This window comes from Planococcus wigleyi, from assembly GCF_014836985.1.
Classification (GTDB): domain Bacteria; phylum Bacillota; class Bacilli; order Bacillales_A; family Planococcaceae; genus Planococcus; species Planococcus notacanthi.
In genome coordinates this window covers 276,635-297,832 of the sequence record NZ_JACSPU010000005.1, presented here as the reverse complement: position 1 = coordinate 297,832, position 21,198 = coordinate 276,635, and the positions used below count along the sequence as shown (strand labels likewise).

Sequence of the window (21,198 nt, the reverse complement as noted above, 5' to 3'; positions counted from 1 at the left end):
TGTATGAGAAGAGAATCACTTTCAGTAGTATCTGGAATCTTGATTGTTTGGCTCAGACCGGGGTTTGAATAAATAAGAAATTAAGCCTGAGTACTATCACGCTCAGACTTATTAAAAATAAATATTCTAAATTTAAAAAATATTCTACAAATTAGTAAAGGATTATGCTATCATAAGAAAAAGTTTACTTAAACTATATTTTTTACTGTCGCACTGTATTAATGAAAAGGAGATTTTTAAATTATGGACGGAATCTATCAAAAAATTAAGACCTTGCGGATTGATCAAGGATTAACGTTAAAAGATTTAAGTGAAAAGACGGAGCTATCAGTCAGTTTTTTATCTCAGATTGAAAGAGGGTCTTCTTCTCTCGCCATTACCTCATTGAAAAAAATTGCGGATGCTTTCAACGTCCCTATCACATTTTTCTTTGACACAGATACTAATCATAATTACATGTTGCAGAGAAAGGATCGTAAACCATTTCAACTTGAAGGTTCACCTACCACGTATACACGTTTAAATGGAGAATTCAATGGGCGCTCACTGGAGCCTTTATTGGTCAGGTTGGCGCCTAAACAAGAACAAAGTCAGTCATCCAGCCATCCGGGTGAAGAATTTTACTACGTGTTAAAAGGTGCAGCATTGTTCAAAGTGGACGGAAAAGAGTATTTCGTAAGAGAAGGTGATTCAATCCATTATCCATCTGAAGTACCTCATTCATGGGAAAATCCATTGAACGAGGAAACCCTTATTCTTTGTGTACTGACGCCGGTGTTATTTTAAATCAAAGGAAAGAAGGCTGATCGTTGATGAGAATTGCTACTGATATTGGAGGAACTTTTACTGATTTGGTATACGTAGATAAAAATGGCAAAGTAGGGGTGGCCAAAAGCCATACGACACCGCCGAATTTCGAGCAAGGCGTGGTTGATGTTATCGAGAAAAGTGGAATCGATCAAAAAGACATTGAAACATTTATCCACGGAACGACGGTAATCATCAATGCGCTAACAGAAAGAAAAGGTGTGAAAACGGGGTTGATCACCACGCAAGGATTCCGTGATGTCCTGGAAATCGCCAGGGGGAATCGACCGGATCTATTTAATGTCCGGTACAAAAAACCAGTACCCTTCGTTGAGCGTTATCTGCGGCAGGAAGTGGAAGAACGCCTGAACCAAAAAGGTGAAATCGTCACTCCTCTAAATAAAGAAAAAATTAAAGAGCTCATTGCTTATTTCAAAAAAGAACAGGTTGAGGCGATTGCTGTTTCCTATCTCCATGCTTATAAGAATCCGCTACACGAACTGGAGACCATCCAACTGATACAGGAATTGTGGCCGGAAATCGCCGTTACGGCTTCACACGAAGTGACCAAGGAATGGCGTGAATATGAACGGACGAATACAACGGTCCTTAACTCGTATGTCCAGCCAATCGCCTCTACTTATATTGATAAACTCAGCACAAAGCTTTCGGAAAACGAAGCTGATAGCTTCAATTACATTATGCAGTCCAATGGCGGAACAACTACCTTTGAGCAGGCCAAAAAAACTCCGATCAATATGGTGGAATCGGGACCGGTTGCCGGAATCTATGGAGCAGCTTATCTTGGGGAAATCATTGGGGAGAAAAATGTCATCGCTTTTGATATTGGAGGAACGACAGCGAAATGTTCATTGATCAGCAATGGAGAAGTGAAAGTTTCGACTGATTATTATATCGAAAAAGACGATCTCAATGCAGGATATCCAATCAAAGCGCCGGTTGTTGATATCGTTGAAATCGGCAATGGTGGAGGTTCAATTGCCTGGATTGATGAGGGCGGTTCATTGAAAGTTGGCCCGCATTCAGCTGGAGCTGTACCGGGTCCGGTCGCATACGGACAAGGCGGCACAGAACCAACAACGACAGATGCGAATCTTTTGACAGGGCGCCTGTCACCTGAGAACTTCGATTACAAAGTCGATTTAGCCTCGGTGAAGTCCGCCATCGAAGAAAAAGTATCGAAAGTCTATGGATTGGACGCAGAAGAAGGGGCTCTTGGCATCATCCGAATCGCCAATGCCAATATGCTGAATGCGCTGAAACTGATATCGGTTCGAAAAGGCTACGATCCGCGTGATTTCTCACTTGTAGCATTCGGTGGAGGCGGCTCGATGCACGCACCCGCTTTGGCGCGTGATCTGGGTGTCAAAAAAGTCATCGTTCCGGTCGCTTCATCCGTTTTCTCTGCATGGGGCATGTTGATGACCGATTTGCGGCACGACTACATCCAAACCTATATTAATCGCCTTCAGGACGTGGATTTGACAGAACTGAATAATGAATGGAATAAACTCGAAAATCAGGCGAGAAATCAATACGCTGAAGAAAACGTCAAAGAGGAAGAAATCATCTTTAACCGCTTTGTCGATATGCGTTACGCAGGCCAGGAGCATACCGTGAAAGTGCCGCTTGCAGGTGGAGAAATCACTAAGCAATCTGTTGAAGAGTTGATTGCTCTCTTCCATGATATGCACGAGCAGAGCTTCACCTTCAAGTTAGTCGAAGCGCAAACAGAAATCGTCAACCTGCATTTGACCGCCTTCGGGAATGTTCAAAAGCCTGAGCTGCAAAAATTGGAGTCGACCGGCAGAGAATTAGAGTCAGCTTTAAAAGAAACACGACAGGTTTTTTATGAAGATGGCGGCTGGATTCAAACACCAGTCTACCACCGCGATTTGCTCGAAGCGGGAATGTCCGTTGAAGGCCCTGCCATCATCGAAGAGCCGACCGCGACGACCGTTTTCTATGAAGGACAGACATTGACAGTGGACACTTATGGAAACTTACTTATCGAGACGGAGGTGCAGTAAGATGACTTCAATCAAAAATGTGAAAGTTGATCCGTTTACTATCGAAATCGTCAAAGACTCATTAATCGCTATAGGGGATGAAATGTTCCATGCCTTGGCGCGGACCTCGATGAGTCCGATCATCTATGAGGTGCTTGATTATGCGAGCGGCCTGACAGATGCTAAGGGCCAATTGCTGACACAAGGAAATGGTGTGACAGGTTTTATCGGTATGCTGACGTTTATGGTTAAAGAAACGATCAATAAATTCGGCGAAGAGGGATTAAAAGAAGGCGATATTATTATCATTAATGACTCTTATGTTGGTGGTGGATCTCATTTATCTGATGTTGGACTGGTCCTGCCGATTTTTCATGAAGGAAAGATCGTTGCATTCTCGGCCAACAAAGCGCATTGGACGGATGTCGGAGGCAAAGATCCTGGCTCTTTCAGTAACGATGCGACAGAAATCTATCAGGAAGGCCTGCAATTCCCATGTGTGAAATTATTCAATGAAGGGCAGCTCAATGAAGCAGTACTCGATATCATCAAATCGAATATCCGTTTCCCTGATTTGTCGATTGGTGATTTATGGGCACAGGTTGCGGCACTTCGGACAGGCGAAAAACGCGTTAAAGAGCTCTGCTTGAAAAATGGTGTAGAAGTCGTACAGACCTCTATTGACCACCATTTGGATCATGGCGAACAATTGGCCCGAAAAGAGTTGGCGAAATTGCCGAAAGGTGAATTCTATGCAGAAGATTATGTTGATGATGATGGATTCGGCAACGGCCCTTTTCCGATCAAAGTAAAAGTAACGATTACCGATGACAAGTTCATCTGTGATTTCCGAGGCAGCCATCCTCAGGTGCCAGGTCCGGTGAACTGTACTTATACCGGACTCGTATCAGCAGTGCGCACAATTTTTCTGGCGGCAACCAATCCATCGCAGGATGTCAATGACGGAGTCTTCCGTCCTTTGGAAATCATAACCGACCGAAAATCCATACTGGCTGCGGAACGTCCTGCTCCAGTCTCCATCTATTGGGAAAGCATGCAGGGAGGAGCCGATCTTGTGTGGCAGGCTCTGGCACCATCTCTTCCGGAGCGCCTATCTGCAGGGCAGCTCTTGTCTGTCTGTGCTGTAACATTATCCGGTAATCATCATGAAACGGAAGAACCATTCTTGATTGTAGAACCATCGGCAGGCGGATGGGGAGCAGCGAAAGGACAGGATGGCGCGCGTGGGCAATTTTGTATCGGTGATGGAGAAACATATAACGTACCAGTCGAAGTGGCTGAAACCCGCTATGGTGTGATGATCGACGAATACAGCTTGCGCACAGATGGAGCAGGATCTGGTGAATTCATCGGCGGGGCAGGAGTTACCCGTACGTATCGTGCAATGACAGACAAGCAATTTGTATCGGCTACCTTCGGACGCAATAAATTCTTCCCGTGGGGATTGAATGGTGGAGATGAAGGATCACCGAATGAATTTGTTATTGAAAAAACTACAGGAGAAACAGATGGACCTTTTGGCATCTATCCCCGTTACCCACTTAATAAAGGGGATGTTGTCAGATTGATGACGGCTACTGGCGGCGGTTATGGAGATCCTTTAAAGCGTCCTCATGAGCAGGTGGCGAAAGATGTAAGAAACGGTTATATCAGCATCGAACAGGCGAAAGAAATTTATGGGGTGTTAGTTAACGAAGAAACCTTCAAAGTTGAGGGACTAATGGGAAGAGGAGTGTAGACATGGACATTTTGAACATCAAAGATTTGGCACAAGAAGGCAATGAAGCATATTCGATGCATACAATCTTTAAAGAACAGCCAAAAGATGGAACAGTGCAGGTGGGGCATGTCATCATCTATCCTGGTGAAACGGTTCCTTTATCTGGTTTTTCTAAGCATGCTGAAAATGAATACTCGGTTATTGTAAAAGGTTCTTTGTTGACGGAAATCGATGGTCAGCAATATCGCGTTTCAGCAGGGCAGGCGACATTCATTCCAAAAGGTGAAGAACATATTGCGGTGAATGACGGCGAGGAAGAGTGTGAATTGGTTTTTGTAATGGTGGGCTGACAGAGAAAGCTTCATATCTAAAAGGGGGAATGAGCAATGGAGGATAAAGGGATTAAGAATGCAGTAGGGCAGGATGAGGCTTTAGCGGCGATTCCAGCAAATAAACGGCAGCACTGGCTGACACCAGCCATGATTTTCGGAGGACTTGAATTCACGATTCCTGTTTTAATGGTTGGTGCAACACTTGCGGGATCTTTCGGCATGTCGGAAATTTTCTGGATTCTTTTGGTTTCCTTGTTTATTGTTCAGTGGATTGGTAATGCCATCGCCGGTTATATCGGCGCCAAAACAGGCCGGTCATCTTCCGTAATTGCCCGCTCGAGCTTTGGAGCGGCACAAGCCCGCTTTATCGTCGGTTTAACGATTTTCATCGTGTCACTCGGTTGGTGGGCTTTGCAAACAGCAGTTGCAGGAAATGCGATATCAGCGATGCTTGGCATCGATTACGAGAATGAATTTGTTCCATGGGCTCTCGTTACTATCGTTGTTGGTTTACTGTTCGCTATCCCGTCGATCATTGGGTATGGTTCAATGAAATGGACTGACTATATTGCTGTGCCTGCAGGATTACTTCTGATTATAGGCGGTATTTTCTACGCACTTCAAAATACAGGTTGGAGCACGATTATGGCATGGAGACCTGAACCTTCCATGACGTTTCTGGCTGCCTTAAGCTTGGTTATCGGTATCAATGTCTCCCAGTGGGTGATTGCATCTGATTATACTCGCTATGCAAAACCGAAAGTAAAAGACAATGTTCTTATTCCTCTGGGCATCATTGCTGTCGGATTCCCCTTGTTTTATGTAGGGGCAATCATGTCAGTCGGCGTCGGCGATGCAGACATCGTCAATGTCATGATGAACCTTGGATTTCCGGTATGGGGATTCCTGATTCTCTGGTTTGCAACCTGGACTAGCCAGCTCGTCAATAACTACAGTATGGGGTTGGCTATGGCCAATATCTTCAACGTCAATTCGAATAAAGGTCGTGCCATCTTGACCTTGATCGGAACATTAATCGCCATCGTCATTGCGCTTGCTGGAATTCTGGATTACTTCATGGACTTCCTGTACATGACTGCCTTAATCTATCCAGCAATTGCAGGTGTCATGATGGCTGACTTCTTCTTTATCCGCAAGCAGCAATGGGCTGACAACAAAGGATGGAACTGGATGGCTACCATCGCCCTTGTCGTCGGTGTGTTGGTCGGCTATTTCACTCAATATGTCAACACCTTTGGAATCCCAGCAGTACAATCTTTGATTGTGTCCGGAATCGTTTACTTCGCAGTCATGAAAGCCAAGGCTGTCATCAAACCGGATCATTTTACAGCACCGGTTGAAGAACACACAGAAGCTAGACTGCAAGAAGATACGAAGACAGTATAAGTATAAAAGTAAATCCCTTTTAAGCAGTTAATCTGCTTAATAGGGATTTTTAGCTGCTATCGAAATTTTTTCGGCAGGAAAATGATCTTTAACTATCGAATGTACTGCTAACTAAGGATTTCAGAAAAAAGGAGAGGTGGGACCGATGAAAAGAGTGGGAAAATTCTTTTGTGTGAGCGCAGCGCTATTGCTGTTGGCGGGCTGCGGTGAAGAGGATGCGCCGATCATGGACGCTTCAAAAGCCAGAGGCGAGCCGGAGGAAACAGCATTGGAAGAAGGCGGAAAAGAAGGAGCAGGAGAGGAGGATTCTACGGTGGCAACTGACTCAGGTGAAGATGCCTTATCCGAGTATTCCAGCGAACAGATTGAATACGCCAGAGTGTGGCTGCAGCTCGGTCCGAATCAGGAGATAGACGGGCTGTACGTCCAGCAAATCCCTGAAGGCACACCGCTCAATCCCGACGATGACACGAGTGCCGCTTATCCGGAAGCGGTTATCCAACTGGCAGGCTCGCGCCTAGTGGACGGGTCTGTGACGTATAGCGGAAACGGGGATGGCACGATCAATCTGTACAATGTGCCATTGCGCTGGGATGGTGAGTATCCTGCAGGGGAGGATTTCTACAACGACATCATCGAGAACAAGGAACTGGTGGAGATTGAGACCGGAGAAGATGAAGAAGTGATCCGTTTAATTGAGCTGTTGGAAGAATAACAGCTGTCGATCATCACTGTTCGTTGTTCAGAGACAAACATGTCGGGGAGGTTGAATATGGACCGTCTTTCATCAGAAGAGCAGCCATTGCAAATGAAGCGATGGCCGAAAAAGACCATAGCGGCAGGCTATCACCATACTGTCGCGCTCCAGTCGGATGGTACGGTGACCGCGGTGGGCGATAATAAATACGGCCAATGCCAAGTGAACGGCTGGCGAGACATCATAGCAATAGCAGCGGGAGCGGGCCATATCGGAAATTCCCATACGGTCGGACTCCAAAAGAATGGAAAAGTCGTCGCAGTCGGCTGGAATAAATACCAGCAATGCGACGTAAATGATTGGCTGGATATTAAAGCGATCGCCGCAGCATGGCGCCGAACACTCGGACTGAAAACAGACGGAACGGTAGTGGCAGTGGGACAGAATAACGAAGGGCAATGCGATGTAAGTGATTGGCACGAAATTGTCTCGGTTTCTGCGGGTGACTGGCACACGCTTGGCCTTCAAAAAGACGGCACGGTAAAGAGAGCGGGCAACAACCGCTACGGCCAAGGCAATGTCAGTGACTGGGAAGATATTATAGAAACCGCGGCGGGCTATCTTCACAGTGTGGGACTCCAATCCAATGGTACGGTCATAGCGACTGGCTCGAATAAGGACGGCCAATGCCAAGTAGCTGACTGGCGTGGGATTGTGGAAATAGCTGCCGGCAGCAATCACACAATCGGAATCAAAGCGGATGGCACAGTTATTGCCGCGGGACGAAACAATGAAGGGCAATGCGAAGTGAGCGGCTGGTCGAATATGATCGCCATTTCAGCAGGCTGCGCCCATACCCTAGGCCTGAGAGCGGATGGAACCTTAGTGGCTACCGGACGGAATCATGAAGGTCAGTGCAATGTCAGCGAGTGGAGCGGTGTTCAGATTCCTCTGTTAACTGAAGAAAACTAAAATGGCAGAGCTAAAAAGATTGGACAGGAAAACCTGTCCAATCTTTTTTATTTTCTAGAAATAATTTTTAAAAAATTTATGGACTCCAAAACTATCAAGGTTAATGAAAACGCTTGATATGCATGGCATCACGCTAAACCAAAAGCGGAAAATTCCAATATGTCTTTATTTCAAGATAATAAAAAATCTCAGAAAACTTAGTTTAGTCATTGCACGAAGTAATGGAATATTGGTACAATAACTGATAACGCTTACACCATGAGAGGAGGAGAGGGCAGGAACGTATTCTGCTCTCGCTAGCCAAATGAAGAATACCAAGCTTTTATACATTGTTGGGATTACCTTAGTTGCTACATTAGGTGGCCTGTTATTCGGCTACGACACGGCTGTCATCTCTGGCGCAGAAGGTGCGCTGCAGACGTATTTCACGGATAGCCTGGGACTCAGTTCCTTTATCCACGGATTGACGGTTTCCAGTGCATTGATCGGCTGTATCATCGGGGGATTTTTATCCGGTACGTTCTCTTCGAAATTCGGCCGGAAACTCACATTGATCATCGCTGCATTTTTATTCCTGGCTTCGGCACTCGGCTCTGCTTATCCGGAGTTCCTGTTCTTCACACCAGGTGAGCCTTCGATCGCTTTGCTGGCAACATTCAACTTCTACCGGATCATCGGCGGAATCGGAGTCGGCCTGGCTTCTGCAGTCGCACCGATGTATATCGGGGAAATCGCGCCTCCGAACTTGAGAGGACGTCTTGTCGCCTTGAACCAATTCGCCATCATTTTCGGTATGCTGGTCGTTTACTTCGTCAACTGGGGAATCGCAAGAGGCGAGAGCCTGGCGTGGATCAACGAATTGGGCTGGAGATACATGTTCGCTTCTGAAACGATTCCGGCTTTATTGTTCCTCCTATTGCTGTTTTTCGTTCCGGAAACACCGCGTTACCTCGTCTCTCAACAGAAAGACGACAAAGCCATGGACATTTTATTGAAAACCTACGATATGACCATGGCAAAAGCGACGCTGTATGAAATCAAAAATTCCTTCGACCACAAAAAAGAAAAGCTCTTTGCCTATGGCAGAGGAATCATTGCCATTGGGATTTTGCTGTCGGTATTCCAGCAATTTGTCGGCATTAACGTAGCGCTTTATTACGCGCCGCGAATCTTTGAAAGCATGGGCGCAGGACGCGATGCTTCACTCATGCAGACCATCATCATGGGCCTAGTCAACGTGATTTTTACAGTCATCGCCATTGTCACCGTAGACAAAGTCGGCCGCAAGCCGCTGTTGATCATCGGTTCCATCGGAATGACCATCGGGATGTTCGGAGTAGCCGGACTGGCTTATTTCGAACAGATCGGTACCGCCACATTGGTCTTCATCATCATCTACACGGCATCATTCATGATGTCCTGGGGACCAGTTGTGTGGGTCTTGCTGTCTGAAATCTTCCCGAACAAAATCCGCGGACAGGCGTTGGCGATTGCCGTGGCTTTCCAATGGGCAGCCAACTATTTCGTATCTTCTACCTATCCGCCAATGATGGAAGTCAGCGGTGCAATGACTTACGGAATCTATGGCCTCATGAGCATCCTTTCCGCGCTGTTTGTCTGGAAGTTCATTCCGGAAACCAAAGGCAAATCACTGGAAGAACTCGAAATCATCTTGAAAAAATCACAAGCCGCAAAAGCAGCAACCAATCAATAAAACGGCACCGAGCCGCTCTGACCAGGAATAGACTGGTTGGAGCGGCTCGGTTTTTTTATTATGGGGATATAAGAGCTGGAGTACGTACTTGACGAAATGAAATCGCCTTTACTCGAATTGAAAACGTGATAACTAGGTAAAGGTGGGAAAGCTAAGCCGAAAAAACAGCCCTCCATGGTGAGAAGGGCTGTTAAATGGCATTTAGAGAATTGCTTCCGCAATAACTTTATCAAGTTTGCGGATATCAACTTTCTTAGCCAAGTTCAATTTAAACTTGCCAGCTTTCGTCCAAAGCTCCAGTTCGGTGTTCAAATCAAACGTGCCGGCATTTTCCGAAGAGTACATGATGATCGATTTGAAAGGAATCGTGTAGACTTCGACTTTCTTGCCAGTCAATCCCTGTTTGTCGGAAATGATAATGCGCTTGTTCGTCACGACTGCTGTGTCGCGCACCGTCTTATAAGCGATTTGCGCTACTTCCCCTGGAACCAGCAATTCGTTGACCGAAGACGGCACATCGATTTCTTGCGTAAACGAAACTGTTAAGTGATGCAACTCAGCTTGTAAGGAGATCTGGGCTAATTGGCTCAATTACTTTCGTTTGAAATGAGCAGAACCGGGTTCCAGAAGACGACACACACCTAAAGCCATATCTCCTATGATTTTCAATTTCATGATACCAGCCTATACCGATGATTCACCTAACTATGGAAAGAACCTGTTGGACGCTTACGTACAAATCACTTGGGAATTGTGTTGCTCCCAAGTACAAGACATAACACACTAGAGAATTGCTCCTTTCATTAAAATCGTCATCAATCCAAATAGTTTAACGGTATACTATTTCATGGTAAACTAAATATATTCTTAAATAGTTAAGGGGAGATCATTATGAAATTACAGGACAAAGTAGCAATCATTACAGGCGGTGCTGGCGGCATTGGGAGTGGCATGGCGCTCGCTATGGCAAAAGAAGGCGCTAAAGTTGTGATCATTGATGTGAATGAAGAGCAGGGACATGCAATGGAGCAGGAGCTGCAGGGCATTTCTGCGGATTCGCTTTTCATCAAAGCGGATTTGACTGATCATGCGAATTTGAAGACGGTCGTGGAAACAGTTGTGGAGAAATACGGCAAGCTGGATGTTCTAGTGAATAATGCGCATGCTTCCCGCCAGACGATGTTTGCAGATGTGCCGACAGAAGAATTGGAGCTGTCGATGAATACAGGATTTTACCCGACCTGGTATTTGATGCAGGCGGCCTATCCTTATCTGAAAGAAACAAAAGGCAATGTCATTAATTTTGCATCCGGTGCTGGATTGAATGGCCATGAAACGCAGGCTGCTTATGCCGCTGCAAAAGAAGCGATCCGTGGCATTTCACGGGTAGCGGCAAACGAATGGGGCAGAGACGGCATCAATGTCAACATCATCAGTCCAATCGCTGACTCGCCAGGCGTTCGCGCATGGGCAGAAGCGCAGCCGGAATATTATGAGGCAGTTGTATCCAAAATTCCGATGGGCCGTTTTGGCCATGTGGAAGAAGACATCGGCCGCGTCGCTGTCTTCCTGGCAAGTGAAGATTCCAAATACATCACAGGCCAGACGATTATGGTCGACGGCGGATCCATTCAACTTCGGTAAACCACAGGAGGACTTGAAATGGAAAAAACGAATATTTTTCAACTCATTAACGCAATCGAACAATTGAACAATGGGAATATTGTCCTCTTCACTCGAAAGTTTTCCTACCCTTTGGGGATTTCGCCCATTTTGGTATTGGCTGAGTTAAAGAATAAAGGACCCCGCAAACAAATCGAGCTGGCCGAATTGGTCGGTTTGACCAAAGGGGCATTGACGAATATTTCAACCAAACTTGTGGATTTGTCGCTGGTTGAGCGTCTTTATGAAGAAGAAGATCGCCGCACCATCCGGTTAAAGGTTACGGAAAAAGGATTGGCGGCTTTGGAAGAAGCTCAGGCAATTGGCAATGAAATCTATACCGAGCTGTTCGAAGCTTTTTCAGAAGAGGAACTCAATGAATACCTGCGTCTGCAGAACAAATTGATTCGCAGCCGTTTAACTAATTGGGCGTAATTTTAGTGAATCCACCGTATTTTGTACAGTCAAACTAAATTTTTTGGGGGTTTTATTATGCGTTTGGAAAATAAAGTGGCCATCATTACAGGTGGTGCAAACGGAATCGGAAAAGCGATTGCCGCGGCTTATGCAAAAGAAGGTGCGAAAGTTTCACTTGCTGATTTCAATGAAGAAGCGTTGAATAATACGGTTGCAGAATTTAATTCGCAGGGATTTGAAGCCTTTGGCGTGAAAGTGGATGTCTCTTCTGAAGACGACATTCAGCGGATGGTGGACGATTCGGTGGGCCATTTCGGACGTGTCGACATTCTCGTGAACTGTACAGGGGTACTGGACAACATGCAGGCGGCGCATAATGTGGAAGATGCCATCTGGAACCGCGTTATGGATATCAACGTAGGCGGCGTGATGCGCGGATCCCGAAAAATCATCCCGCTCTTCACTAAACAAGGCGGCGGCATTATCGTGAACCTGGCTTCAATCTGCGGAATCACAGGCGGACGCGGCGGTCTAACGTATACAGCGGCGAAACATGCAGTTGCCGGCATGACGAAGAACATTGCTTCGACTTACGGTGCACAAGGCGTTCGCTGCAATGCAATCGCACCAGCACAGGTTGATACGGGGTTAACGCAGTCCATCGACAATTACGATATGTTCGGCTTGAAGCAAGCAACCCGCGGAACAGGCACGATGAACCGCAGCGCATCACCGGACGAGATCGCCAGCATCGCCCTTTTCCTGGCAAGCGGCGAATCTTCCTACATCAACGGCGTGGTCCTTGCAGCAGATGCAGGGTGGAGCGCTTACTGAGTTAGTTTTTTATAAAGAAAAATGTAAGACCTGCCATCCGATTTTAGGTGGCAGGTCTTTTTTGTCTACTGCTTTTCCATTTCTTGTTTCTTCAAATGAATTTTTGAGATTTTACCTGCAGCTGTCATGGGGAATTGCTCAAGAAATTCGAGTTCGCGTACTTTTGAATAATGGACAACGCGTTCATTCGTATAGTTTATGAGTTCTTCTTCAGACAAGCAGCTGCCTGGCTTTAAAATAACGAAAGCTTTCGGGATTTCACCAAATTTTTTCGCCGGTTTCCCAATGACAATGGCGTTTTGCACGGCGGGATGAGAGACGATAACTTCTTCGATCCGACTTGGATAAACGTTGTATCCATTGTAAATCAGCATTTCTTTTTTACGATCGACAATCGCGAGATAACCGTCTTCATCGATAATACCGATATCGCCGGTATGCAGCCAGCCATTTCGAAGTGTTACAGCTGTTTCTTCCGGCTTATTAAAATAACCCTTCATGACTTGGGGGCCATAGATGCAAATTTCTCCGGCCTGTCCTGAAGGCAGAGCTTCTTCGCTCGCCCCGTCGAGCGCTACGACTTTGATTTTGGTATTGTAAGTCGGCAATCCAACTGTTCCTGCTTTATGAACACCGCCGGCTACTATGACGCTTCCTGCGACAGAGGCAGTTCCTTCCGTCAATCCATACCCTTCACCTACACGAGCATTGGGGAACATTTCTTTTAGCAGTCCCAATTCTTTTTGTGAAAGGGGAGCCGCACCAGAACTGATGTTGCGGATTGTCGAAAAATCATACGAGTCGATTCCGGGTAAATTGAGCAATATGTTCCACATGGCGGGTGCTCCGTTAATCGAAGACACTTTGTACTTCTCGATTAAATCAAGAAATTGTGCAGGGACAAAACGATCAGGCAATAAAGTCGTAACGCCCTGTGCCATTGGAGAAACGATCATCCCGATGCCTCCTGTTATGTGAAACAAAGGAGAAGGGCTTAATCGTACTTCTTCCGCGAATGGGATGGAGTATTTTATCTTATAGGCTTCAAGGTCCTGCTCCACGGGTGCGAAACGGAGTGCGCCATCTTCATCCAAGATAGGCAAAGCACCAGCTGTCCATGCAGCGATTTGAGTGATGTTACTGACTAAATTTGCGTGTGTAATCATGACACCTTTTGGACTGCCAGTGGTTCCCCCCGTATAGGCGATATGCACAAGATCGTTTTCTGGATCAATGCCGGGATCGAATTCTTCGTCTGAAGCCGCTGCTTTTAATGCAGCAAAACTATGCCATTTTTCGTCTGCTTCCAAATTCACAGGGGTTTCGTTCGTGAAAATTTCAGAATCTCCAGTGACAATGACATGCTTGACTTGCGTATCTGCCAGTACTTCGCGTATGGAATGTGCGACGGATTCGTGTGTCACCACTACTTGAGTTTGTGAGTCGTTCAATTGATGCGTTAAATCTCCTGCTGGCAAATAAGGGTTGAGCGGGGAGTAGACCGCACCTGATAAAATAATTCCGTAATAGGCTGCGAGGTATTGAGGGCATGTCGGCAAATGAGTCGATACAACCATCCCGCGGCCAATGCCGAGTTTCCGCAATGCATTTGCAAAACGCCTGGATTGTTGATGGATCTCATTATAGGTAATTGGCGTATCACGGTATATATAAGCATTCTTTTTACCGAATTGTTTAATGCTGCCTTTTAAAATGGCGCCGGCTGATACATTTGGAATATCGAGAAAATCAGGTAAATCCGGATCATAGTTTACTGTGCTGGAAAGCTGGACATTCATCTGATCACCGCCTGTTTCAGAGTTTTAATTCAATCACGCAAGATTTTTCGCGGGAATAATCCGCAATGGAGTCTGTACCGAAGCCACTGTTTTTCGTGCCGCCAAATGGAAGTTCCGGTCCGACACGTGCGTACGTATTGACCCATACATTTCCAGCATCGAGCGCGGAAACCATACGATGCGCAAGGCTCAAGTCTTTTGTCCAAACACCTGCAGCGAGGCCGTATTCTGTGCCGTTGGCAAGGTTTAATGCCTGTTCTTCAGTGTTAAACGGAATCATCACTGCGACGGGTCCGAAGATTTCTTCCTGGCAGACGCGTAGCGTATTGGATTCCGCTTTTAATAATGTGGGCTCAATCCAGTAGCCTTCTGCTAATTCACTATGATCAGGCGCTACTTCAGCTCCTCCGGATCGGCCGCCGTAAAGCAATTCCGCGCCTTCATCCAGTCCGACTTGGATGTAGTTTCGGACGATGTCAAATTGAGATTTATTGGCCATGGGTCCGGTTGTGGTCGATGGGTCCAGTGTAGGCCCGTACATTTTATACTGTGGGTTTTTTAATCGTGAAATAACGGCTTCCGCGACTTTATCAAAGATGGCACGGTGAACGAGTAGGCGGGAACTTCCGACACAGATCTGTCCGGAATTGCCAGTAAAGATGCTGTACGTACTTATTGCGTCAGCGACTGCATCAATGTCTGCGTCCTCGAAGACAATATTGGCAGATTTTCCGCCGAGTTCTAAAATGAGCGGCTTCGGTTTGTCCGCTGTAGCCCGTGCAATAGTCGAAGCGGTCCGGCCGGATCCCGTTAAACTAATTTTATTGACGTCAGGATGACTCGTTAATACGTCACCAAGCTCAGTTCCATATCCGGAGATGACGTTAAAGACTCCACGGGGAAAAACGTCTTTTAACAACTCTGCTAAATACAATGAGGAAGCGGAAGCTTGTTCAGACGGTTTGATGATCACGGTATTTCCTGCGGCAATGGCGTTAGCGGCTTTGATTGAAAGCGTAAATAATGGAGCATTCCATGGTGTGATTCCGACAACGACTCCATACGGTTCGCGAAGCGTATAACCGAAACTGGCAGATGGCAGCGGAACGGTTTGGCCGCGATTTGCCTCCAATGCACCAGCTGCGGCGTTAAACCAAACTTGCTGCAATACGGGGATTAAGCCATATGACGTTTCTCGGATGACCCAGCCGATGTCTTGTGTTTCAAGAGCTGCCAGAGCTTCTGCGTTTTCGCCGATAAGTTCAGCGGCTTTTCGTAAAGCTGCCGCCCGTTCTTCCGCTGTTGTTTTTTTCCAAGCCGGGAAAGCGTGCTTGGCTGCGGCAACTGCCGATAAGGCATCTTCCTGGGAACTTTGAGGTATGGCTGCCCATACTTTTCCGGTAGAAGGGTCTATACTGTCAATTCTTTCGCCACCGCTTGCATCACGCAATTCGCCGCCAATTAAGTTCTTATAAACTTTTAAATCTGTTGATACGGTCATTTGGTATTCTCCTTCTTAACTAAACTTTACTTTGACTTTAGCTATATAAGTTGAACTAAAAAACTATCCTTTTATATCCCGCTTCGGTCGCTTTGGGCAGGGCTCCCGCGATGAGTCGAGAAGGCCACTCGTCTCATCGCTCCGCCTAGTCTCTGGACGCGAGCCCGAGGAAAGTGCAGCTGTTTTTTGGAATATCGGCAAGTGAAAATCATTAATTCAACATCTATAGTTTTTAAAAAACAGGTACTGGAGTTTGTTTGGTAGATTTCGTGTGCCATCCGAGTGAGTGTGCCGTTTTTTTGCGTGAGTCGCGAACAGAACCAAAATAGTTTTCGTAATAACGCGCACGTTTTAGATAAAGTTGAACATCGAGTTCTTCTGTAAATCCAATCCCACCATGAAGTTGAATGGAGTCGGCTGCTGCTTTAATGTAAGCTTTTGAAATAAAAGATCGAGCGCTATGTACAGCTGTTTGTTTATCTGCCGTATCATTTTCTACAGCCCATGCTGCGTAATAAGAAAGAGAACGCGCTGTTTCTAAATCAAGCTTCATATTAACAATGCCGTGTTTGACCGCTTGGAATCTACCGATGGGTTGATTAAACTGAACACGAATTTTTGCATATTCTGTAGTTGTATGAACAAGTTCATCCATTCCACCTACCATGCTGGAACAGAGAGCCGCGTTGAAATGGAGTAGTGCATCATCCAACATTTGAGTTGCTTCACCGAGTTCACCAAGTAATTCAGCAGGTGCTTGATCAAAGGTCAATTGTGCGATTTGCTGCGTTTCATCAATGCTAGAAAGAATTTTCCGTGATGCGACATCACTTGCTTTAATGAGGAATAGTGACTTACCTTCAGCTGTTTGTGCGCCTGTAATAAAGAAATCAGGATTTCCTAATACAGCAACTAGTGTTTTCGTTCCTGTTACGGCGTAACCACTCGTCGTTTTCCCTGCAATGGTGCTAAATGATTTTGGCGTGAGTCCACGGTTTTGTTCATACCACGCAACAGAGATGGTGCTTTCTCCTATAGCGACTTTTGAGAGCAAATTGGATTTTTGTACTTGCGTTCCGTAATTGTTAATTAACGGTACGGCTAAAGCGATTGTTTCAAGTTGGATGCCCGGCAACAGCACACGTCCGGTCTCTTCAAAAACAGGAACAAGGTCAAGTGCGCCAAGTCCAAGGCCGTCTTGCTCTTCTGAAATCGGAATCGCAGAAATCCCCATTTCTGCAAACCCTGCTGTTACGCGTGTAACGACTTCCAGTTTGCCATCAATTACTGAACGTGCAATATCTGTCTTGCCAAGATCCGTCATATATTTACGAATCGCTGTACGAAACAATTCTTGTTCTTCATTTAATGCAAAATCCATTTTCTTCACCTCTCCTAACGGTTATCGTCCCAAGTCTTTTGGAAGTCCGAGAATGCGTTCACCAATCGTGTTGCGCTGCACTTCGCTTGTGCCGCCGCCAATTGTTGCGCCGAATGAAGCGAGGTATTGAGCCTGCATATCCGAATCAAACAATGCCTCTTCTGCCATGAGAACGCCGGCATGACCTTGAATCGTCATCGCAAAGTCGAAGAGCTCTTTCGTCAATTCGCTAACGAGTAATTTATCGAGCGAACTTTCAGGACCTGGTTTGCCATTTTTTAATGTATGTGTAATGTTGCGATAGTAGTTTAGTTTGGCGCCGTTGATGCGTGTGTATAAATCGGCCAGTCCGTCTTCGACAAATGGATCTTCAATCAAAGAAACACCGCATACTTGTACCGCTTTGGCCATTTCCACAACGCGGTTAAATTGTTGTTCGAGTGTGAAAACCTGAGCCGCAATACCGGAGCGTTCGTGCAACATCAGCGCAATAAGAACTTTCCAGCCTTTGCCGACTTCGCCAACCACATCGGCGTCAGTTGCGATCGCATCTGTTAAGTAAACTTCATTAAATTCTTGGTGACCGTCCATTTGGACGATGGGAACTGTTTCAACGCCCGGTTGGTTCATATCCAGAAGGAATACCGTGATGCCGTCGTGTTTGCCTTCACTTTTTTCTGTTTTCGTTAAAAGGAAACAGCGATCTGCGACATGAGCAAAACTCGTCCAGACTTTTTGACCGTTGATCACCCATTTATCATCTTTTTTCACAGCCGTCGTTTGGATCGCAGAAAGGTCAGAGCCAGCACTTGGTTCCGAGTAACCTTGGCTCCAAACTTGCTCACCAGTTAAAATTTTCTCGATAAATTCTTCTTTTTGTGTAACCGTTCCCATTTGCATTAAAGTCGGAGCGACCATATGAATCCCGATATAGTTAATGAGAGGAGGGGATTGGACGCGAACCATTTCTTGGTGATAAACGATTTCTTCTATTAATGTTGCGTCGCGTCCGCCATATTCTTTCGGCCAAGCAATGGCAGCCCAACCACCTTCGTAAAGGGAGCGTTGCCAGTCACGTAAAAATTGAGAGTAAAGTTTTGAGTCTTCAGGAAGTTTGCGATTTCCTTTTAGCCAACCTTCGGGAAGGTTTTGTTCAAGCCATCCACGTAGTTCGCTGCGAAACTTTTCTTCTTTTTTCGTAAATGTAAAATCCATGGAGACACATCCTTTCGTTTTGTTTCATCGTTAGAAGTAAGGCTAATTTACGTTTCACTCTTTTGCGGATACCCATTGCGGTAACGCACGATCTTCGGTAATATCTACCCACGTCATTTTGAGTGGCATGCCGATTTTCACAGTTTTCGCGTCGCAATTAATAATATTCGCCATCAATTTTACTTCGGGAGCAGCATCGAGTGACGCTACTGTAATAATTGTTGGCAAGTCGTGCTGGAATCCGGGTAAGAAGGGACGATATGACACAACGTATGAATAAACAGTTGCCGAAATATCCGACCCGAGCAATTCCCATTCCGTTTCAGGGTTCCCGCAAGTAGGACACGCAGGCCCGGGTGGGTGGATAAATGAACGACATGCTGCACATTTTTGTAATTTCAATTCGTGTTGATCTGCAGCATCCCAATACGGTTGGTTGTCTCCGTTTTTTAATGGAATTGGTTTTTCATACTCAGTTTTTGTACTCATCAAGATGCCTCCTTTAGTTTCGTAAAATCATCGCACCGGCCATATCAGGACCAGCCCATCCCGTTGCTATCCCTAGCTCACAATTTTTCACTTGGCGATTGGTTTCTTTATAATCATGTCGCAATTGACGAACCAATTCTAATACATTATTCATGCCGTGGGTGTAGCCTTCAGATAACATGCCGCCCGCTGTATTCGAAGGAAGTAGACCGCCCATTTTCAAGTTGCCGGCAGCGACGAAATCACCGACTTCACCTCGTTTGGCGAATCCGTATGCTTCTAATTGGCGAAGAACAACCCAACTAAAACAGTCGTAAATCGCTGCGACTTGAATGTCTTCTGGTTTGACGCCTGCGGAACGATACAACTCTGCGGCTGCGTAGTCGGATGCAACTTCATCTACTTGAGTCCAGTAATGAACGTTGGAATGAGTCGTACGAGGAGCCATGCCGGCAATAAACACGGGCTTCGACTTACAGTTTTTTGCATTCGCTGCAGAAGTTACGATAATCGCATTTGCTTCATCTAATTCGACACAGCAATCATGAATATTAAATGGTGAACTGATGTCAGGAGTCGCTAAATACGTTTCCATATCGAGTGGTTTTCCGTGTAAGAATGCATCCGGATTTCGTTGTGCGTGTTCATAAAAACTAATACATACGTGACCGAGATGTTCTTTCGTGATGCCTGTTTGCTGCATATGACGCGTCGCGAACATACCAAACCATTGTGTAGGACTCGCCGTCCCGTAAGGCATCAGGAAACTACCACCTGGAAGCATTTCTTGTAGCATGTTTGGATCATATCCACGTCCAACTTGGTGACCCGAACTTCCATTCATTGAACGGTAAATCAAGACAGTATTCAGCATGCCTGCTTCAATTAATGCAACAGCATCAGCAATCAGTAATTCTGTACTGCTACCGCCACCGCTTACGTCTTTAACGTATTTAGGATGACAACCAAGAAACGTTGCTAGTTCATGGGAAGGACACGAGTCACCACCAGTAGAGTAATTCATAATGCCATCAAGATCGTTTGCTTCAAGGCCAGCATCTGCTAACGCATTACGTGCTGCAGTGAGTGCCATATGAAGTGGAGTTGCACCTGATTTACGTGAGCGCTTATTTTCGCCGACTCCGACGATTGCGCATTGATTTGAATAAGTTGCCATGTATGGACCTCCTTCATTAATTGCATGGATTTGTATATAAAAGAACAGCAGATCCTGTGCCAACACGCTCTCCGGGTGCTTTTTCTGCAAATAACTCGAGTTCCGCTGCCGGTTGTCCATTGATTTCAGTCAATTGCTTTACAACGCCACCACATGTAATGGCATCGCCAGGTTTTGTCATGGCGCCGAAGCGCATATTGAACTGGTGAACAAGAGACTCAGTTCCAGCAATTTCTTGGACGTATTGTCCAAGAAAGCCCATGATGAGCATGCCGTGTGCAATAACGCCATCCATTCCGATGCTTTTGGCAAAGTCATCATCTGTGTGCAGTGGGTTTAAGTCGCCAGAAGCTTGTGCGTACTGAACGAGTTGCATTTTTGTCACTGCAGGTTTTGTAAATGAAGGAAGAGCGACATTTGGTTGGAGTTCTGAAAAAGAAATGATTGTAATCGCTCTCATTTATTTCGCCTCCTTTTGTGCTTGCCGATAAATGATGGTATTCCGAGAAACGGCTACGAGTGCGCCATCTGCTGTTGTCATATTTGTGTCTAGTACAAGAAATTGCATCGTTCCGCTTTTCCCAACTCGGTCATAGACATCCGTCACGGTCATCGTGCAGTCTAATTTATCGCCGATTCGTACGGGATGGTGGTAGATGAACTCCTGCTCTCCATGCAACATGCGTTTGAAATCGAGTTTAAGGGGAAACTTAGCATTGCTTCCCAGTGCCACTAAAAAAGTAGGAGGGACAGTCGTCCCTTTGTACGCGGTTGTTTTTGCATACGCTTCATTTACATATACCGGGTTGTCATCGCCGATCGCTTGAGCAAATTGCGCTACATGCTCTTGTTCGACTACTGCACTATATGGTTCGCTGGCAATTCCGATCATGCTTTTATCTAAATCCATGAGGCACCTCCTGAATATTTGTTTGAATATTCTATCTAAATTGAATATTATATGAATTAGATTGACAGAACAATGTAGGATTCTCTATATTTACAGTAGATGCAATAGAGGTT

At 45.8% G+C, this 21,198-nt stretch carries 20 protein-coding genes; 11 read left to right on the top strand and 9 right to left on the bottom strand.

Annotated elements, in window-relative coordinates:
* Positions 1-243 precede the first annotated feature (243 nt).
* The 8 genes from H9630_RS15150 to xylE all read left to right on the top strand — a co-directional run bounded on the left by H9630_RS15150 (position 244) and on the right by xylE (position 9,700).
* On the top strand, positions 244-786 hold the full coding sequence (locus tag H9630_RS15150) for a helix-turn-helix domain-containing protein (protein WP_191716335.1): 543 nt from the start codon (positions 244-246) through the stop codon (positions 784-786).
* Positions 787-812: 26 nt separating this feature from the next.
* Entirely contained in the window at positions 813-2,858 is a 2,046-nt protein-coding gene (locus tag H9630_RS15145) for a hydantoinase/oxoprolinase family protein (RefSeq protein ID WP_191716334.1), read from the top strand.
* Position 2,859: 1 nt separating this feature from the next.
* Entirely contained in the window at positions 2,860-4,596 is a 1,737-nt protein-coding gene (locus tag H9630_RS15140; protein WP_191716333.1) for a hydantoinase B/oxoprolinase family protein, read from the top strand.
* A gap of 2 nt (positions 4,597-4,598) precedes the next feature.
* A complete protein-coding gene (locus H9630_RS15135) occupies positions 4,599-4,928 on the top strand; it encodes a cupin domain-containing protein (protein WP_191716332.1) in 330 nt (109 codons plus the stop codon).
* Positions 4,929-4,964: 36 nt separating this feature from the next.
* On the top strand, positions 4,965-6,317 hold the full coding sequence (locus H9630_RS15130) for a purine-cytosine permease family protein (protein WP_191716331.1): 1,353 nt from the start codon (positions 4,965-4,967) through the stop codon (positions 6,315-6,317).
* Positions 6,318-6,462: 145 nt separating this feature from the next.
* Entirely contained in the window at positions 6,463-7,032 is a 570-nt protein-coding gene (locus tag H9630_RS15125) for a hypothetical protein (RefSeq protein ID WP_191716330.1), read from the top strand.
* A gap of 57 nt (positions 7,033-7,089) precedes the next feature.
* Positions 7,090-7,986 carry an RCC1 domain-containing protein gene (locus H9630_RS15120; protein WP_191716329.1) on the top strand — a complete coding sequence of 299 codons (897 nt, stop codon included), beginning with the start codon at positions 7,090-7,092 and terminating at the stop codon, positions 7,984-7,986.
* A 304-nt stretch (positions 7,987-8,290) separates the two neighbouring features.
* Positions 8,291-9,700 carry a D-xylose transporter XylE gene (gene xylE / locus H9630_RS15115; protein WP_191716328.1) on the top strand — a complete coding sequence of 470 codons (1,410 nt, stop codon included), beginning with the start codon at positions 8,291-8,293 and terminating at the stop codon, positions 9,698-9,700.
* Between the two features lie 201 nt (positions 9,701-9,901).
* Here the strand turns inward: xylE and H9630_RS15110 are convergent, their stop codons facing one another.
* A complete protein-coding gene (locus H9630_RS15110; RefSeq protein ID WP_404825539.1) occupies positions 9,902-10,222 on the bottom strand; it encodes a PH domain-containing protein in 321 nt (106 codons plus the stop codon).
* Positions 10,223-10,588: 366 nt separating this feature from the next.
* Between H9630_RS15110 and H9630_RS15105 the strand changes: the two genes are divergently transcribed.
* Genes H9630_RS15105 through H9630_RS15095 form a run of 3 tightly spaced genes read left to right on the top strand, consistent with a single transcriptional unit; the run spans position 10,589 to position 12,613 of the window.
* Entirely contained in the window at positions 10,589-11,344 is a 756-nt protein-coding gene (locus H9630_RS15105; RefSeq protein ID WP_191716466.1) for an SDR family NAD(P)-dependent oxidoreductase, read from the top strand.
* Between the two features lie 18 nt (positions 11,345-11,362).
* On the top strand, positions 11,363-11,797 hold the full coding sequence (locus H9630_RS15100) for a MarR family winged helix-turn-helix transcriptional regulator (RefSeq protein WP_191716327.1): 435 nt from the start codon (positions 11,363-11,365) through the stop codon (positions 11,795-11,797).
* Between the two features lie 57 nt (positions 11,798-11,854).
* Positions 11,855-12,613, top strand: a complete 759-nt coding sequence (locus tag H9630_RS15095; protein ID WP_191716326.1) for an SDR family oxidoreductase — start codon at positions 11,855-11,857, stop codon at positions 12,611-12,613.
* Positions 12,614-12,678: 65 nt separating this feature from the next.
* Here H9630_RS15095 and H9630_RS15090 read toward each other — a convergent pair whose 3' ends face one another.
* The 8 genes from H9630_RS15090 to H9630_RS15055 form a co-directional block, all read right to left on the bottom strand.
* Positions 12,679-14,412 carry an AMP-binding protein gene (locus H9630_RS15090; RefSeq protein ID WP_191716325.1) on the bottom strand — a complete coding sequence of 578 codons (1,734 nt, stop codon included), beginning with the start codon at positions 14,410-14,412 and terminating at the stop codon, positions 12,679-12,681.
* A 16-nt stretch (positions 14,413-14,428) separates the two neighbouring features.
* Positions 14,429-15,913, bottom strand: coding sequence for an aldehyde dehydrogenase family protein (locus H9630_RS15085; RefSeq protein ID WP_191716324.1), 1,485 nt, complete (start codon positions 15,911-15,913; stop codon positions 14,429-14,431).
* Between the two features lie 232 nt (positions 15,914-16,145).
* Positions 16,146-17,294 carry an acyl-CoA dehydrogenase family protein gene (locus H9630_RS15080; protein WP_191716323.1) on the bottom strand — a complete coding sequence of 383 codons (1,149 nt, stop codon included), beginning with the start codon at positions 17,292-17,294 and terminating at the stop codon, positions 16,146-16,148.
* A gap of 21 nt (positions 17,295-17,315) precedes the next feature.
* Positions 17,316-18,509, bottom strand: coding sequence for an acyl-CoA dehydrogenase family protein (locus H9630_RS15075; RefSeq protein ID WP_191716322.1), 1,194 nt, complete (start codon positions 18,507-18,509; stop codon positions 17,316-17,318).
* Positions 18,510-18,563: 54 nt separating this feature from the next.
* Positions 18,564-18,998, bottom strand: coding sequence for a Zn-ribbon domain-containing OB-fold protein (locus H9630_RS15070; RefSeq protein WP_191716321.1), 435 nt, complete (start codon positions 18,996-18,998; stop codon positions 18,564-18,566).
* A gap of 13 nt (positions 18,999-19,011) precedes the next feature.
* Positions 19,012-20,175, bottom strand: a complete 1,164-nt coding sequence (locus tag H9630_RS15065) for a thiolase C-terminal domain-containing protein (protein ID WP_191716320.1) — start codon at positions 20,173-20,175, stop codon at positions 19,012-19,014.
* 16 nt (positions 20,176-20,191) lie between these two features.
* Positions 20,192-20,635 carry a MaoC/PaaZ C-terminal domain-containing protein gene (locus H9630_RS15060; protein WP_191716319.1) on the bottom strand — a complete coding sequence of 148 codons (444 nt, stop codon included), beginning with the start codon at positions 20,633-20,635 and terminating at the stop codon, positions 20,192-20,194.
* Entirely contained in the window at positions 20,636-21,085 is a 450-nt protein-coding gene (locus H9630_RS15055; protein ID WP_191716318.1) for a MaoC family dehydratase N-terminal domain-containing protein, read from the bottom strand.
* Between the last annotated feature and the right edge of the window lie 113 nt (positions 21,086-21,198).